The organism is Glutamicibacter sp. NPDC087661, assembly GCF_044743275.1.
GTDB lineage: Bacteria > Actinomycetota > Actinomycetes > Actinomycetales > Micrococcaceae > Glutamicibacter.
Genome location: NZ_JBIUWE010000006.1, coordinates 110,535 through 126,657 on the forward strand (window position 1 = coordinate 110,535; position 16,123 = coordinate 126,657).

The 16,123-nt window shown below is 63.3% G+C and carries 14 protein-coding genes; 7 read left to right on the top strand and 7 right to left on the bottom strand.

All coding sequences use genetic code 11. The features are described from left to right. Positions 1-30: 30 nt before the first annotated feature. The gene (locus ACIOTN_RS15710) at positions 31-909 is read right to left on the bottom strand and encodes a LysR substrate-binding domain-containing protein (RefSeq protein WP_402735663.1); all 879 of its coding nucleotides are present in this window, start codon (positions 907-909) and stop codon (positions 31-33) included. A 114-nt stretch (positions 910-1,023) separates the two neighbouring features. On the opposite strand from ACIOTN_RS15710, the gene ACIOTN_RS15715 reads away from it, so the two are divergent. From ACIOTN_RS15715 to ACIOTN_RS15730, 4 genes are read left to right on the top strand one after another with little or no spacing between them, the layout of a single operon-like run. Then, a complete protein-coding gene (locus tag ACIOTN_RS15715; RefSeq protein ID WP_402735664.1) occupies positions 1,024-2,268 on the top strand; it encodes a cytochrome P450 in 1,245 nt (414 codons plus the stop codon). A gap of 9 nt (positions 2,269-2,277) precedes the next feature. Further along, on the top strand, positions 2,278-2,598 hold the full coding sequence (locus ACIOTN_RS15720; protein ID WP_402735665.1) for a 2Fe-2S iron-sulfur cluster-binding protein: 321 nt from the start codon (positions 2,278-2,280) through the stop codon (positions 2,596-2,598). A gap of 2 nt (positions 2,599-2,600) precedes the next feature. Continuing rightward, positions 2,601-3,806, top strand: coding sequence for an NAD(P)/FAD-dependent oxidoreductase (locus tag ACIOTN_RS15725; protein ID WP_402735666.1), 1,206 nt, complete (start codon positions 2,601-2,603; stop codon positions 3,804-3,806). A gap of 16 nt (positions 3,807-3,822) precedes the next feature. Further along, complete coding sequence (locus ACIOTN_RS15730) at positions 3,823-5,199, top strand: MFS transporter (protein WP_402735667.1); 1,377 nt, start codon at positions 3,823-3,825, stop codon at positions 5,197-5,199. 73 nt (positions 5,200-5,272) lie between these two features. Here ACIOTN_RS15730 and ACIOTN_RS15735 read toward each other — a convergent pair whose 3' ends face one another. Further along, positions 5,273-6,136 carry a bifunctional methylenetetrahydrofolate dehydrogenase/methenyltetrahydrofolate cyclohydrolase gene (locus ACIOTN_RS15735; protein ID WP_402735668.1) on the bottom strand — a complete coding sequence of 288 codons (864 nt, stop codon included), beginning with the start codon at positions 6,134-6,136 and terminating at the stop codon, positions 5,273-5,275. A 170-nt stretch (positions 6,137-6,306) separates the two neighbouring features. On the opposite strand from ACIOTN_RS15735, the gene ACIOTN_RS15740 reads away from it, so the two are divergent. Then, entirely contained in the window at positions 6,307-7,374 is a 1,068-nt protein-coding gene (locus ACIOTN_RS15740; RefSeq protein WP_402735669.1) for a flavin-containing monooxygenase, read from the top strand. Here the strand turns inward: ACIOTN_RS15740 and ACIOTN_RS15745 are convergent. Continuing rightward, entirely contained in the window at positions 7,351-9,207 is a 1,857-nt protein-coding gene (locus tag ACIOTN_RS15745; RefSeq protein WP_105657402.1) for a hypothetical protein, read from the bottom strand. The genes ACIOTN_RS15740 and ACIOTN_RS15745 overlap by 24 nt on opposite strands. 215 nt (positions 9,208-9,422) lie before the next feature. Between ACIOTN_RS15745 and purU the strand changes: the two genes are divergently transcribed. Together purU and ACIOTN_RS15755 are read left to right on the top strand one after the other, a co-directional pair. Next, positions 9,423-10,265 (top strand): formyltetrahydrofolate deformylase, encoded by an 843-nt coding sequence (purU, locus tag ACIOTN_RS15750; RefSeq protein WP_400342512.1) that lies wholly within the window; start codon positions 9,423-9,425, stop codon positions 10,263-10,265. A 37-nt stretch (positions 10,266-10,302) separates the two neighbouring features. Then, positions 10,303-10,821, top strand: coding sequence for a gamma carbonic anhydrase family protein (locus ACIOTN_RS15755; RefSeq protein WP_402735670.1), 519 nt, complete (start codon positions 10,303-10,305; stop codon positions 10,819-10,821). Positions 10,822-10,885: 64 nt separating this feature from the next. On the opposite strand, the gene ACIOTN_RS15760 is transcribed toward ACIOTN_RS15755, so the two are convergent. From ACIOTN_RS15760 to ACIOTN_RS15775, 4 genes are all read right to left on the bottom strand, one after another. Further along, positions 10,886-12,595 (bottom strand): DUF222 domain-containing protein, encoded by a 1,710-nt coding sequence (locus tag ACIOTN_RS15760; RefSeq protein WP_402735671.1) that lies wholly within the window; start codon positions 12,593-12,595, stop codon positions 10,886-10,888. 62 nt (positions 12,596-12,657) lie between these two features. Next, positions 12,658-13,527 carry a GyrI-like domain-containing protein gene (locus tag ACIOTN_RS15765; protein ID WP_402735672.1) on the bottom strand — a complete coding sequence of 290 codons (870 nt, stop codon included), beginning with the start codon at positions 13,525-13,527 and terminating at the stop codon, positions 12,658-12,660. A gap of 71 nt (positions 13,528-13,598) precedes the next feature. After that, positions 13,599-14,810, bottom strand: a complete 1,212-nt coding sequence (locus tag ACIOTN_RS15770; RefSeq protein WP_402735734.1) for a cystathionine gamma-synthase — start codon at positions 14,808-14,810, stop codon at positions 13,599-13,601. Further along, the gene (locus ACIOTN_RS15775) at positions 14,810-16,111 is read right to left on the bottom strand and encodes an O-acetylhomoserine aminocarboxypropyltransferase/cysteine synthase family protein (RefSeq protein ID WP_402735673.1); all 1,302 of its coding nucleotides are present in this window, start codon (positions 16,109-16,111) and stop codon (positions 14,810-14,812) included. The genes ACIOTN_RS15770 and ACIOTN_RS15775 overlap by 1 nt, the downstream gene beginning before the upstream one ends. Positions 16,112-16,123 lie beyond the last annotated feature (12 nt).

Consider the following 16,123-nt stretch of genomic DNA (forward strand, 5'->3'; position numbering starts at 1 on the left):
ATGGCCCGTTCCTTTTGGAACGGGCCATTTTTAGTGCAGCGCTACAGCTAATTCATGCATGGCGGCCACCGCACGCGATGGTCGCAGCGCCTCGGGACTCACCAGACATACCCGGACCTTGCTGACCACCGGATGAATGCCGCGCACGGCCAGCTCTTTGCCCTCATAGGAGCGATCTCCCTGCGGACGCTGGATCAGGATCGCGTAACCCATATTGCGCGCAACCATCGAACGGGTGGCTTCAAAATCGGTAGTCCGGTACCGGATCCACGGGGTCAACCCGGCGGCCGCGAAGAGCATATTCGTATGCTCGCGGCTGGGTTGCACATCAAGAAGGATCATCGGCTCGGAAACCAGTTGTGCCAAAGCGATCTTGGGCTGCTGCGCCAACGGATGCGCTGGCGGCAGGACCACGACCGGTTCGGAGATCTGCAGCACGCGCTGATTGAGCCCATCGGGCATGCCGAAGTCATACACCACCGCCAAATCCAGCTCCCCGGCCTGCAATTTCCGGTGAATCTGCTCTTGGGTGCCGGCGAAGAAATCCACCTGCACCTGCGGGTAGCGCTTGAGGTACTCGTCGAGCAATTCAACTAGGACCGTCGGCGCCAGCGACTGGTAGCACCCAATGCGCACCCGTCCGCGCAGCACCGCCCCGGCCTCGGCGGCCATCGCGTCCAGGTCTTCGGCCAGCTGCAAGAGATTGCGCCCCTCTGTTAGCACATATTCACCGGATGCGGTCAGGCTCACGCCATGCGCTTTGCGACGGACGGTCAGTTGGGTATTGAATGCGCGGTCGAGCTCGTTAAGTGCACCGCTTACAGCCGAAGCCGACAGCATCAGTGCCTGCGCTGCGGCGGCGATGGAACCATATTGCCCCACGGCGCGCAGGCATTCGATTTGGCGCAACGTATATCTCATCATCACCTCACTAAAACCGCGGATACTCATCGATAATAACCACTTTACCCGAGGTTATGACACGCCTCACACTGAAGTGAGAAGCAACTCCGAGGAGAACGAATGAATACCGCAACCTGCCCCTTCAGCGGGGCCACTGCCACCCCAGCCCCTGCGGCTGCCCCAGCCAGCACCCCCGGCCACCCCGCCCCGGTCGCCGACTGGGTACGCATCGAAGACCTGCACCAGGACCCGTTCCCGATCTACCAGCGCCTACGGGAGGAGGCACCGGTGCACTGGGTTCCGGCGGTCAACCGCTACATGGTGACCTCCTACGCCGCCGCGCATGAGATCGAACAGGATGAGGCGCGTTTCTCCGCAAACGAGCGCAACTCGCTGATGAAACGCTCCATGGGCCACTCGATGCTGCGCAAGGACAACCCGGAACACCAGGTGGACCGCGATGCCTATGGAGCGACCCTGCGTCCGGGCACCATCAAGAAGCACTGGATGGGCATTTTCGAAGAAAACCACGCCACCTGGCTGGCAAACCTGCGGGAGGCGGGCCCCGGCGCCGACTTCGTCTGGGACTATGCGGCTCCCTACACCGCGGAGAACCTACGCCTGATTTGCGGATTCCACAATGCCACCCAGCAGGATATGCAGCGCTGGAGCCAAACCATGATCGATGGCACCGGCAACTATGCCGACGACCCGCAGATCTGGGCCAAGGCAGCGCAGTCCTCGGCCGAGGTGGACGCCGCCATCGACGAAATGATCCCGTACCTCGCCGCCAACCCTGACCACTCGCTGCTCTCCAACCTGGCCACCATGCCAATCCCGCTAGAAGCGATCCGCGCCAACCTGAAGATGACCATCGGCGGCGGGCTCAATGAACCACGCGACGTGCTGGCCAACACCGTCTGGGCGCTGCTGAACCACCCAGAGCAGCTGGCCGCGGTGCGCAAAGACCCGGCGCTTCACGCCAAGGCCTTCGAGGAGTCGGTGCGCTGGATCGCCCCGATCGGCATGTACCCGAGGGAGACGACCCAGGCGGTGGTGCTCGAGGGGATCGAATTGCCCGCCGGCGCCCGGCTTGGGGTGGTGCTCGGCGCAGCCAATCGCGACCCGCAGATATTCGAGGATCCCGAAAGCTTCAACATCTTCCGCGAGAAGAAGCCGCATTTGGCCTTTGGCGGCGGGGTCCACTTCTGCGCCGGCACCTGGATCGCCCGCGCCCAGGTGGCCCAGGTCGCTCTGCCCGCGGTGATCGACCAGCTGCCGCAGCTGCGTCTTGACCCCGAGCAGGCCAGCACCGATGCCGGCTGGGTTTTCCGCGGCATGACCAAAATGCCAGTACTTTTCTAAGAAGGAATTATGCCTACCATCATCTTTACCCAACCCGACGGCACTGCCACCGAGGTCGAGCTCGCCGAAAGCACCAACGTCATGCGTGCCGCGGTCACCCGGGGCGTCCCGGGGATAGTCGGCGAATGCGGCGGCCAAGCCATGTGCGCCACCTGCCACGTCTACGTCGACCCGGCCGATGCAGCCCAGCTGCCTGCAATAGCCGACGACGAGGAAGAAATGCTGGACTGCACCACCGCACCGCGCTCCGAATTCAGCCGGCTCGGTTGCCAGATCTCGGTGGGTGCCGGCCAAAGCCTGCACGTGAGCATTCCCAGCGATCAGGTGTGAGCATGGAGCGCATCATCATCATCGGCGCCGGCCACGCCGGAGTCCAGCTGGCCGACTCGCTGCGCGAGCAGCAGTTTGCCGGCGCGATCGACCTCATCGACGACGAAGGCACCTTGCCCTACCAGCGCCCGCCGTTGTCCAAGGACCTGGTCAGCTGCGATGCCGTACTCCCGCTACGCGCGCCCGAGTTTTACGTTCGGCAGGCGATCACGGTGCATTCGATGACCGCCGTCGCGGTAGATACCGCCGCGCGCACCGTGACCCTATCGAACGGGAAGCTGCTGGACTACACGAAATTGGTCTTCGCCACCGGTGCCCGGAACCGCGACCTGCCCTGCCCAGGCGCTGAATTGGACGCGGTGTACCCCTTGCGCACCCTTGCCGATGCCAAAGCCGTGCGGGAAAAGCTGAAGAACGCGCAGCGTGCGGTAGTCATCGGTGCCGGCTTCATCGGGATGGAGTTCGCGGCGGTGGCAGCCGCACAAGGCATCGGTATCAGCGTATTGTCTACCGGCCCCCGCCCGTTGAACCGGGCGTTAAGTTCCACCACCGCCGATTGGCTGGCGGCCGAGCATCGTGCCCACGGCGTCGACGTGCACAACGAAGAGGGCGTGGCGCGGATCGAGAACGTCGCCGGAGCACTCCAAGTCCACTCGACGCGGGGTCGAATACTCGATGCAGACTTGGTGCTTTATGGCATCGGGGTGCTTCCGAACACCGAGCTGGCGGCCGGCGCTGGCCTGCGCATCCAGGATGGCATCGTCGTGGATGCCACCTTGCAGACCAGCCACGCCGGGGTCTACGCTCTGGGCGACTGCGCCAACTACCCGTCCACAACGGGCAGGTGCCGACTGGAATCCGTGCAGAACGCCACCGACCAGGCCCGCACCTTAGCCCGCACACTCACCGATATACCCACCGAATACGGGCAGGTTCCCTGGTTTTGGAGCACGCAGAACAAGATCAAGGTCCAGATCGCCGGGCTCGGGGCACCGCAGGACACCCAGCTGGTGCTTGGAGAGCCGAGCACCGGGAAATTCTCCCTCGCCCTGTTGCGCGAGGGTCTGCTGGTCGCGGTCGAATCCGTCAACCGGCCCGCCGATCATCAGGCGGCACGCAAACTATTGGCCTCCGGCATGCCGATCACGGCAGAAATGCTCGAGCGCAACACGCTCAAGGAACTTCTCACCCTGGCTCCTGCCAGATAACCGCAAGGATCTGATTATGAGCTCCGCTCCTAGCACCAACCAACGCCGAGTGGCCATGGCCACGATCATCGGCACCACCATCGAATGGTATGACTTTTTCATCTACGCCACGGCCGCCGGGCTGGTCTTCGCGCACCTGTTCTTCGAACCTGCAGGCGAGCAGATCGGGCTGTTGCTAGCCTTCGCATCGGTGGGCATATCCTTCCTATTCCGCCCGCTTGGCGCATTTCTCGCCGGGCATTTCGGCGACAAGATTGGCCGGCGCGCCATGTTGGTGCTCACGCTCACCCTCATGGGGGCATCCACCACCTTGATCGGTTTACTGCCCAACTTTGAAACCGCTGGAATTCTGGCACCGATCCTGCTGCTAGTCCTTCGCATCCTGCAAGGCATCTCCGCCGGTGGCGAATGGGGCGGCGCCGTGCTGATGGCAGTGGAGCACGCCCCAGCTGACCGTCGAGCGCGCGCAGGTTCGTATCCGCAGCTGGGTGTGCCACTGGGCATGTTGCTCGCTTCGGCGGTCACCGCGCTGATGACCGGCGTCATCTCCCCCGGTGAAGCCTTCGTGGCTTGGGGCTGGCGCGTGCCGTTCCTGCTCTCGGTGGTACTCGTGGTTGTCGGCTTCTTCATCCGTCGTGCCGTGGATGAATCCCCGATTTTCCAGGAAATCGCAGACAAGAAGGCCCAAACCAAAGTGCCGGTACTGCTGCTGTTCAAGAAGCATTGGGCATTGGTGCTCATCGCGGCGCTGATCTTCGCGGGAAACAACGCCGCTGGATATATGACTACCGGCGGATTCCTACAGGCCTACATGACGAATCCTGAAGGACCGGTTGGGTTCAGCCGCACCGAGGTACTGTTGGCGGTCTCCTTCGGTGCCGTCATGTGGTTCCTCTTCACCCTGCTCTCGGGGATCATGGCCGATAAGATCGGTCGCAAACGCACGTACCAGATTGGCTTCACCAGCCAGCTGCTGTGCATCTTCCCGTTGTTCTGGATGGTGAACTCCGCCAGCCTACCGATGCTGTACCTTGGCTTTGCGTTGTTCGCAGTAGGTTTGGGTCTGTCCTACGGTCCGCAGGCGGCGCTGTACTCCGAGCTGTTCCCAGCCTCGGTGCGATTCTCCGGAGTCTCGATCTCCTACGCGCTCGGTGCAATTCTTGGCGGTGCTTTCGCCCCGATGATTGCCACCGCGCTGGTGCAGGCCACCGGGTCAACGGACGCCGTAGCGCTCTATCTGATCGGCATCACGGCGGTTTCGCTGATTGCCGTCAGCCTGGTGCGGGATCGAGCCGGGATTAACCTGTCCATCACCAATCAGGCCGAGCAGGAAGTCGGGGCATTGGTCTTCGACCGACGCGTTCCTCTCGAGGATAGGCAGCCGGTCGCCTAGACCCCTTGCGCAATCGCCAGCACATAGGCCAAGGGCCGGTTCCGCATGGAACCGGCCCTTGGGAGCTTTCGCGTTATCGGGCGTTGCGCTCGGCGGCCTCGACCACGTTGTTCAGCAGCATCGCGCGGGTCATCGGACCCACGCCGCCCGGGTTCGGCGAGATCCACGACGCGACCTCGGCGGCAGCCGGATCAACGTCGCCGGTGACCTTGCCATCCACGCGGGAAACGCCCACGTCCAGCACGATCGCGCCTTCCTTGATGGCGTCGGCCTTGATGATGTGCGGCACGCCAGCGGCGGCGATGATGACATCGGCCTGGGCGAGTAGTTCAGGAAGATTGGTGGTGCCGGTGTGGGCAAGGGTGACGGTCGCGTTCACGTCGCGGCGGGTCAGCAGCAGGCCGACCGGGCGGCCGATGGTCACGCCGCGTCCCAGGACCAGCACGTGCTTGCCGTTCAGGTCGATATCGTGGCGGGCCAGCAGTTCCACGCAGCCCAGCGGGGTGCATGGCAGCGGGGAGGCCATCGGGCGGTTGACGTTGGCGACCAGGCGGCCCAGGTTCATCGGGTGCAGGCCGTCGGCATCCTTGGCCGGATCCATGGCTTCGAGGATCACGTCCGTATCGATGTGCTTGGGCAGCGGCAGCTGCACGATGTAGCCGGTGCAGTCCGGGTTCTCGTTCAGCTCGCGCACCTTGGCCAGCAGCTCGTCCTGGGTGGTTTCCTCGGGCAGGTCCACGCGGATCGACTCGATGCCCACTTCGGCGCAGTCCTTGTGCTTGCCACCGACATACCAGGCCGAGCCCGGGTCGTTGCCAACCAGGATGGTGCCCAGTCCGGTGGTGTGCCCGGCAGCCTTGAGCTTGGCAACGCGTTCGGCCAGTTCCTGCTTGATGGCGGCCGCGGTGGCCTTGCCGTCGAGAATGCGTGCGCTCACGCTGTTCCTTCCGTAGGTGCCCTGTTCCCAAGGCGGGTGGTGTGCAAACCCAGGCGCGCGGCTCGCACGATTAGCTCCCTGGTGGTTACCCACCTAACGCCAGTCACGCGTTCCAGTGTAGCGAAAATGGCTTCGGGAATGACTTTGAAGTGCGCAGGGTTACCTTAAGCGTGTACTCGACAATCGTGATCGGCGCAGGGCAAGCCGGGCTTGCCGCCGCATACCATCTGGCCAAGCGCGGCATCGACTTCCTGGTGCTCGACGCGAACCCTGCACCCGGCGGGGCCTGGCAGCACCGCTGGGATACCCTCACGCTGGGCGACGCGCATCACATCCACCCCTTGCCCGATTTCCCGCTCGAGGTGCAGGATTCCACCCGACCGGCCTCGCAGGTGGTGTCCGAATACTATGCGGAATACGAACAGCGCTTCGCGTTGCCGGTACGCCACGGCGCACCGGCGACCTCGGTGCAGCAAGACGGCGAGCACTTCGTGGTGCACGCCGATGCGGATTACCGGGCGCGCACCATCATCAACGCCACCGGCACCTGGTCCAATCCGTTCTGGCCGGTCTACCCCGGGCATTTCGATGGTCCGCAGGTGCACACGAATGGCTTCGTCTCCCCGCAGCAATTCGCTGGGCAGCGCGTTTTGGTGGTCGGGGCCGGCGCCAGTGCCACCCAGTTCATCGTGCAGTTGCGCGCTGCCGGCGTGGATACCCTGTGGTCCACGCGCAGCGCACCGGACTGGCGCGATGTTCCCACCGGTGCCGAATGGGGCCAGGAAGTGGAGCGCCAGGTCAACGAGCGCACCAGTGCGGGGCTGCCGCCGAAGTCGGTGGTGGGCACCACAGGGTTGCTGCTCACCGAGAAGATGCGTGCCGGGATCGCCTCCGGGGCGCTGGTTTCGCGGGGGAAGATCGACCGGCTGGAATCCGACGCCGTCGTCTTCTCCGACGGGTCACGCGAAAAGATCGATGCGATCCTGTGGGCGACCGGCTTCCGGCATGCCCACCGGCATTTGCGCGATCTGAAACTGCACACGGCTCAAGGCGGCATCCTGATGGAGGACGGGGTGGCTGCCGTGGCGGTGCCGGGGCTGTTCTTCGTCGGCTATGGCGCGTCGGCCTCGACTTTGGGCGCTACCCGGGCAGGGAGGAAGGCGGCGCTGGCAGCCAGCAAGTTCCTGTCCGCGGTTGCGGTAAAGCGTGCCCAGTTACTTCTTGCTCACCTTGGTTAGCACGGTGGTGTAGCCGGGTTTCGAGGCCGTCACCCACACGCCCAAGGTCTTCCGGGCATCGGCTTTGACGACCTTGTAATTCGGCTTGGTGGCCTTGGGGATGATCTTTCCGGAGCGCGTCCATTGGTAGGAGATCTTCACGTTTTTAGTGTTGTAGCTGCCTGCCGTGGCTTTCAAGGTCTTGCCGGTGGATTTCTTGCCGGTGATCACCGGCTTCTTCAGGACCTTGAGCTTGGCGGCTGCGATCTTCCCGGTCGCAGTGCTGGTCACGGTCTTGGTAGTGTAGTTGGCCTTGGCATAGGTCACCGAGACTGAGATCCGTTGGTTCAGATCTGCGGGTTTGAGCGCGTAGGTCTTTGCCGTGGCACCTTTGATCTTCTGGCCGCTGCGCAGCCACTGGTACTTAGTGGACTGGGCGGAGGGAGCCGGTGTGGCGGCCTTGGCGGTGAGTTTGGAACCGACTTTTGAGGTTCCAGAGACCTTTGGCTTGGCAACCGTGATCGTACCCTTGACGACCTTGACTGCCGAGCTGGCCGGCAGCCATACCGATTCTCCGTCCGCCGCGTGCAGAGTTGCCCGCACGGCGATCTTGCGGTTGGCATAGGACTGAGGTGGGGTATAGGTTTTCGCGGTAGCCCGCGGAATCTCGAAACCGTCGACTAGCCACTGATAATGGCGTGTGAACTCCGGGAAGTATGCGGCGTCGAGGGAAGCGGTGAGCTTCTGTCCCACGATCTTGCTGCCGCTGATCGTCGGCTTGGCGATCGAGGCGACTGTCGCGGCAATCGGCGCTCCGTACTTCATCGTCCCCTGCGCCGAGGGGACCCATACTTCGCCGTTTTGACGAACTGCTTTCGTCTCATAGTTCAGCGCGATGACTTTCTTGGAGTCTTCGCGCACCAGCTGGTAGCTCTCTCCCACGGCACCGGGAATCGGTGCCCCGTTGCGGGTCCACTGCAGGGCCGTGTATGGGTAATTGGTTGTCGGTGCCAGCAGGGCATCTCCCACGACCGCCGCGTCATGGCCCGCCAGCGACGGGTTCCTGTTCAGTGAAATTCGGCCGAGCTGGGCAGTATCGCGCACGCCAATGTGCCAGCTGGCTGCGTAGCTGACAGACTTCAGATTCTCCTGTCCCGGGATCACCGCCTCGAAGTCGGTGAGTTCAGCCGCCACACCCGCGAATCCAGCTTTGTTCGCGGTGAATCCGGTGGGGCTGATCTGGCCTAGGATTCGTTCGCGGGTGTATTCCCACGGCTTGAGCACACTGCCATCCACCGTGATCACCGGTTCAATTTCCGTGCTGGCACCGATCTTCAGTTCGATGAGCGGCTTGGTGTAGCTAGCCAGATCCAGTACTTCGAGATCAGACAGATCCTTGGCCCAGCGATAATCCGTCGAACTCGTGGCGAGCACTTCAAGTTCCTTCAGGTCAGACAACTGTCCCAGCCCAGCCAGCTGCACCTGCTGCCCCTTGGGGAATGTCAATGACAGTGACTCCAGCACTGGCAGCTTGGCTAGTTCCGCGATGATTTCCTGTGGAGCCTTATTGATCCGCACCGATTGCAACTGGGGGTTGGCGGCCAGGACTTCCAGCCCACCGAGCGCCTGCTCCTTCTGGGTGTCGACGCCGATCCACTGGATATCGCGCGTCATCGGCAGTTCCTGCAACGATGCCACGTTCTTGCAGGACAAACCCACGACGACACTAGCGGTCTCATCCATGTACTCGAAGCAGTCTGCAGGGCTGATAGCACCGTGGGCTGGGGGCACGAGCCCGGCGAATACCAAGGCGGTGGCGCCTATAACCGAAGTAAAACGATGCAGCAGCCTCATGTGTTTCCCCAAGCGTGAAAATGCCAAATTTATAGACATCATGTCATAGCGCGGCCAGGTATTGATCATTAGTTCGCACGGTGTTTTTTGAAGACGCATAAAGCACCTCGGCTGAGTGCGGAAACCTGCTGATGATCCAGTAGCTTCGACGCCTAACTGTGTAACTCCACCGAGACGAATGTGCATGCAGCGCGCCAGCCGGTTAATCTCAATGCATGAACAATTTCATCGTCACCCTATCTTGCATCGACCGTCCCGGCATCGTCCATGCCATTTCCGGGGGTCTACTGGGTGCCGGTTGCAATATCACCGAGTCCCAGCAGTTCCTCTCGCCCGAAACCGGCACCTTCTTCATGCGCATCGAGGTAGCCACCGAGCAGTCCCTGGAACAGATCCGCGCGGGGCTCGCGCCCATCCGCGACGATTTCCACATGTCCCTCCGTGTGGACGATGGCGCCAAGCGCACCCGCACCATGATCATGTGTTCCAAGGCCGGGCATGCGCTCAACGACCTGCTGTTCGCCCAGCGTGCTGGCACCTTGCCCATCGATGTGCCGGTGATCGTCTCCAACCACCTGGATCTCAAGCCGATGGCCGACTTCTACGGGGTGGACTTCGTGCACCTGCCGGTGACCAAGGAGAACAAGTCCCAGGCCGAGGCTGAGCTGCTCAAGCTCGCCGAAGATTACAACATCGAGCTGGTGGTGCTTGCCCGCTACATGCAGATCCTTTCGGATTCGCTCTGCGAGCGCATGGAAGGCCGGGTCATCAACATCCACCACTCCTTCCTGCCCTCCTTCAAGGGCGCCAAGCCGTACCACCAGGCCTACGCCCGCGGCGTGAAGCTGATCGGTGCCACCGCGCACTACGTCACCGCGGACCTCGATGAAGGTCCGATCATCGACCAGGAAGTCACCCACGTCTCGCACACGCGCACCGCCGAGCAGCTCGTTGAGCTGGGCCGCAGCGTGGAGGGCCGGACACTGACCCGCGCGGTGCAGTGGCATGCCGAGCACCGGGTGATGCTCGACGGCCAGCGCACCATCGTCTTCTCGTGACTCGCCCCGCGCTCCTGAGCCAATTAGAGTAGGTGGCATGAGCCACATGATTACTATTGACGGGTCGACCCCACAGGTCGGCGAGAACGTTTTTGTCGCACCCACCGCAGTGTTGAGCGGGGATGTCGCCCTCGCGGATCACTCCAGCGCCTTCTATGGCGTCTCCGTGCGCGGCGATTCGGCGCCGATTCGTGTGGGTGAAGGCACCAACTTGCAGGACAACGTCGTGCTTCACGCCGATGAAGGTTTTCCTTGCACCCTGGGTGCGGGCATCTCGGTGGGCCACTCGGCTGTGGTGCACGGCGCCACCGTAGGTGACGGCTGCCTTGTGGGCATGAGCGCGACCATCATGAATGGCGCGGTGATTGGCGAGCTGTCGCTGGTTGCTGCAGGTGCATTGGTGCTGGAAGGCACCCAGGTTCCGCCGCGTTCCCTCGTTGCAGGTGTTCCGGCCAAGGTCCGCCGCGAACTGAGCGATGAAGAAGTCGCCGGGTTGAAGACCAACGCTGATCACTATCTCGTGCTGGCAGCCAAGCATCTGGAAGCCAACGCCTAGAGTTTGCAAGCTCCTGGAAGCACACGCTTCCAGGAGCTTTTGCTTTAAGCATTGTGCGCGCTGCTCATGGCTCGGCAAGTTCTACTTCCAGCAATCCCGCACGCCACCTCACTGTGGTCTCCTCCGCCAACGCTTCGGCGTCCAAGGCTTCGGTCGGCGTCATGAAATAGGTGTTGATCCGCAATTTCTGTTCCGGATCCAACTCCGGCGGCAACAGCACCATCGGCCGGCTCCCAGGGATCTTCACCGCCTGGAACAACCCGCAATGCCTGGCCGTATGGTGAATCAAGCAATTCAACACCGCAGACTTGATATCAGTGCGCCCGCCCTTCTCCCACGGATCCAGATGATCCGCCTCGCACCTCTGCGCCGGCATGCTGCACCCGGGATACGAACAACCTCGATAGGCTGCCCGCAGGGCCCGGACTTGGGCCTTGGTGAATAGCCGCTGCGTTCGTCCGAGATCCAAGGGCAGGCTCTTGCCGTTCAGCACCACCGGGAGAATCCCGGCATTGCACAGTGCGGTCCTGGTTTCCCCCGGGGATAGCAGAATCCCCGAGGAAGTCACAGCGAAATCCTCGGTTCGATGCTGCAATTTATCCCAATCCAAGATGACGCTCACCTGCGCGCTGGCAAGTCCTGATTGCTGTTCCGGCGGGCCTCCGCTGGGTTTCCGTTCGCTCATCAGCAAAGCCATGAAACCAACGAGCCGTCTTCGCTCGGGTTTCAGGTCTTCCCATTCAGCGTTGGCCGGCTTCGCTTCGGCGGAAGCAGCTTCTGGCTGGAGCTCATCATTTCCGCAGTGGAGATTCTCGTCTTCCGAGTCGAGATCTCCAATGTCCTCCGTAGCGTCGCCACCCGGTCCGTCTTTTGCCCAGTCGGGTTTGCTTTCTTCATCGTCCCAGCCGCTGGTTTCCTCACCGGTGAACTGGGCATCGACGTCTTTCAAGCCCTCGCGGTTGCCGGCAACGGTGGAAGGATTATCCAGATTGGCGAAGTAGGCCTCGATGTATGCGGCATGCGATGGGAGAACACGAATGATGTATTCAACCAGCCCTTTGCGCATACCGCGCTTGAAGATTCCGATTCCGTCGAGCAGAGCCTTGAGCGGGCGCTGGCCCGCTTTGATCTGCGAGACCATGTCGTTGATGTGCTTGCGCGCTGACTTGGGCTCTGAACGCAGGAAGGCTGCGGATTCTGCCTGGAGCTGCTGCTTCTTCGCCTCTGCGGCTTTGCCTTCGCCCAGATCCTTGCGGAGCGAATGCAGCTTCATTGCCGCCGAGGCCACCAGCCGCGGATCAATGCTCGGGTCGTCGAACTGCGTAGCAAGCTCCGGCAGCCACGGATCAGTCGGTTGTCCTGCCTCGTCCGTGCCGCCAAGCAGGCAGTCGGCCTGCACCAGGCGGGCGGCGGCGGTGCTGCGCGGGATATCCAGCCAGCCGGTCATCAGTCCTTTGGCATCCTTGAAATGCGTACGCGCTGTCGTGGTACGTCCTTCGGCGGCTTCGATTTGCTCGACGGTGGGGTGGGCCCCGAGATCGGAGATGGCCTGGAAGGATTCCTGGTCGAGCTTGTGGGCGCCGGTACGCCGCAGGGCAGCTGCCGCGTGGACCTGGGTCCGGGCGAGAGATTGGGACGTGTCTTCAGCGAGCATCGAAAAATAGGCGGCCTGGCCGGCGGTGAGGCCGCCTTGGGCCAGGACATGGGTCGCTGAAGCGGCCAACGCGTTGGCGTCGGCCAGGTCCTTCAGCGCTTGCGCGATTTCTCTGCTCATGGGTACACCATGCCCCGCAGAAATGGATCTGCAGGGCATGCGTGTACGGGCTGTGGACAAGTCTAGTTGCCGGCTTCAACCGGCAGCCAGAGCTCGCAGGTCGCGGTGCTGAAGTCCGGGGCCCGATCGAGCACGGCGACAATGGACGGCCCCACGCGCAAACGCCACGGATTGGACGGGAACCACGCGGTAGCGGTGGCGGCGTAGAGGTCCTGCAACGCCGACGGGTAGGGGCCCGAAACGCTGAAGACCGCCCACTGGCCAGCAGGAACCTGAATCGCGTCCAGGCCCTTCGGCACCTGGATGCCACCGGGTACGGCGACACCGTGCAGGTAGGTCAGCTCGCTGCCTTCGCGGTAATCGGGGTCCACCTGTGCGCTGACCTGCAGCAAACCGGCAGGTTGCGCGGAAGACAGCTCCTTGAGCCGAGCGTGCTCGGCTATCGGGATGGAGGCGATGTGGGCTTGGATGTGCGGGTTGGCACCGTTGTGAATCAGCGGTACCTGCGTGGCGTATCCAATGAGCTGGAATTCTTCTCGATCAACTATTCGTGCATCCATGGGACGATTCCCTTCGACGGTCAGGCTGAACCTGATGATTGGTTGGCTTCGAAGGGGGCCACCATGCTCGCGGACATCGGCCACGGACGCGCCATGCACCGCTCGGAAGGCCCGGCCGAATGCTTCGGCCGAACCATAGCCGTAACGGATCGCGATGCTCAGCAGGTCCTGACCGGCAAGCAGATCCGCGGCGGCCTGGGTCATGCGGCGCCGGCGGATGTACTCGGAGACCGGCATGCCGGACAGCGAGGAGAACATCCGCCGCACATGGTATTCGGTGCTGCCTTCGGTGCGCTGCAGGTCAGCGAGGTTGATCTCGGTGCGTAGCTGAGCCTCGATTTGCTCGATAAGCCGATTGAGAATTCCGATCATGATTCCACCCTTCCCCAACTACTATTCTTCAGGGTAGGGGCACGCCGCCCGATAATCGCGGTTCGAAGCGATCAGGCGTTTTCCAGAGTCTTTTCACATACCCGGGAGACGACCGGTTTGGACGCCGCGCGGGCCGCGGCCAGGCCGCGTTCCAGATCGGCAATCAGGTCGTCGGCTTCCTCGATGCCCACCGAGAGGCGGACCAGGTTGGCCGGGATTTCCAGCGGAGTGCCGATCAGCGAAGCATGGGTCATTTCGCGCGGATAGCAGACCAGGGATTCCACCCCGCCCAGGGACACCGAAAGCTGGAAGTACTCCATGGATTGGGCGAAGGCGCGGGCGGCGGCCTCATCTATTAGGGCCACCGAGACGATCCCGCCAAAACCGCGCTGCTGGCGCTTGGCCAGCTCGTGGCCGGGGTGGCTTTCCAGCCCCGGGTAGTAGACCCGGGTGACCTCGGGCTGCGCATCGAGCCAGCCGGCCAGCTTGTCCGCCGAAGCGCAGTGGCGTTCCATGCGCAGGCCCAAGGTCTTCAAGCCGCGGGCTGCCAGGTAGGAATCCTGCGGTCCGGCCACCGCGCCGCCGGCGAACTGCTGATAGCCCACCGCTTCGGCCAGGGATTGGCCGCGGAAGAGGTGGTCGGCCACGATGACGGCCCCGCCGAGCACATCGGAGTGCCCGCCGATGTACTTGGTGGTGGAGTGGACCACCGCGTGGGCTCCGAAATCCAGCGGGCGCTGCAGATAAGGAGTGGCAAAGGTATTGTCCACGACCAGCAGGGCGCCGTGTTCGCGGGCGATGTCCGCCCAGCCGGCCAGGTCGGCGATGCCCAGCAGCGGGTTGGAGGGAGTCTCCACCCAGAGCAGCGCGGTATTCGGGCGCACCGCGGCGCGCACCGAATCCAGGCTGGTGATGTCCACCGCCGAAGAGGTGATCCCCCATTTGCTGTGCAGCTTGGAGATCAGCCGGTTGGTGCCGCCGTAGCCGTCGGCGCCGAGGATGATGTGGTCGCCCGGTTCCAGCACCGCGCGCAGCAGCGCGTCTTCGGCGGCGATGCCCGAGGCGAAGGCGAATCCGGCGGTCCCGCCTTCCAGTGCGGTGAGCTGCTCTTGGAATCCGTCGCGGGTGGGGTTCGAGCCGCGGGAGTATTCATGCCCGGAACGCAGCACGTTGATGCCGTCCTGGATGAAGGTGCTGGTCTGGTAGATCGGGGGCACGACCGCCCCGGTGTGCGGATCCTTGTGCTGGCCGGCGTGCACGGCGAGGGTGTTGAAGCCAGTCATCATGCTCCTTGGGTTTGTGGGGCCAGGGCCTGGTCCAATGCCAGATCCAGTGCCTGGGTGAGGTCGGCGAGCAGGTCGGCGGGGTCTTCCAGCCCGACCGACAGGCGCAGGGTGGAGGTGTTCAGGCCGGCGTCGGCCAGCTGTTGTGCGGAGAGCCGGCAGTGCGTCATGGTCGCCGGGTGCGAAATCATGGTGCGGGTGTCCCCCACATTGGCGGCCAGCGAGATCAGCGTGAGCCCATCGATTACCGGGGAGACCAGCGACGGGTGGGCCAACTCGATGGCAACCACGCAGCCGGTGCCCTTGGGCGTGAGTTGTTGGGCCAGCTCGTGGCTCGGATGGGTGGGCAGCGACGGGTGGTGGATGGCCACAATGCCCGGGTGGGAGGCCAGAGTATCGATCAGCGTGGTGACGCTGCGTTGCACATGGGCGGCGCGCACCGGCAGGGTTTCGATTCCGGCGAGGATCCCCTGGGCGCTGGCCGGAGCCAGGGTCGGGCCCAGATCGTGTAGGAATTTGGAGCGGACCAGCATCGCGTAGGCAGCCGATCCGTGGCGTTCAAGCAGCGAGGTGTTGTTCAGCCGCACGCGCGGGGCGGCAATTTGCGGCCAGCGGACGGCATCGGTGAAGTCGAAGTTCCCCGAGTCGACCACGATCCCGCCGAGTACCGAGCCGTGTCCGGCCAGGCCCTTGGTGGCTGAGTGCACCACGATGTCGGCACCCAAATCCAGCGGGCGAATATTCAGTGGCGTGGCCAGGGTGTTGTCCACGACCACCGGGATGTTGTGTTCGTGGGCGATGGCCGCGATGGCGGGCAGGTCGGCCACGGTGCACAGCGGGTTGGAGACGGACTCTAGGAAGAAGGCCCGGGTGTCTTCCTCGATGGCCCCGGCCCAGGCGGCCGGATCGGCCTGGTCGACAAAGCTGATGCGGATGCCGAAGTCGGCGAAGGTGTCGGTGAACAGATCCACGGTGCCGCCGTAGAGCGAGGAGGAAGCCACGATGTGCTTGGGTCCCTGGGTCAGGGCCAGCAGGGACAAGGCAACCGCAGACTGTCCGGTGGCGGTGGCTACCGCTTGGGCTCCGCCTTCCAGTGCTGCCACGCGCTGTTCGAGAATCGAGACGGTGGGGTTGCCGGTGCGTGAGTAGGTGAAGCCGGCCTGGCGCAGTGCGAACTTTTCGATCGCTTCGGCGTGGGACTGGAATTGGTAGGCTGCGGAATTGTGCAGTGGCGGCAACATCGGGCGGAAGTCTCCGCTCGGGCGATATCCGGCGTGGACCGCGTCGGTTCCTTGGCTCATAGCTCCTCCTCG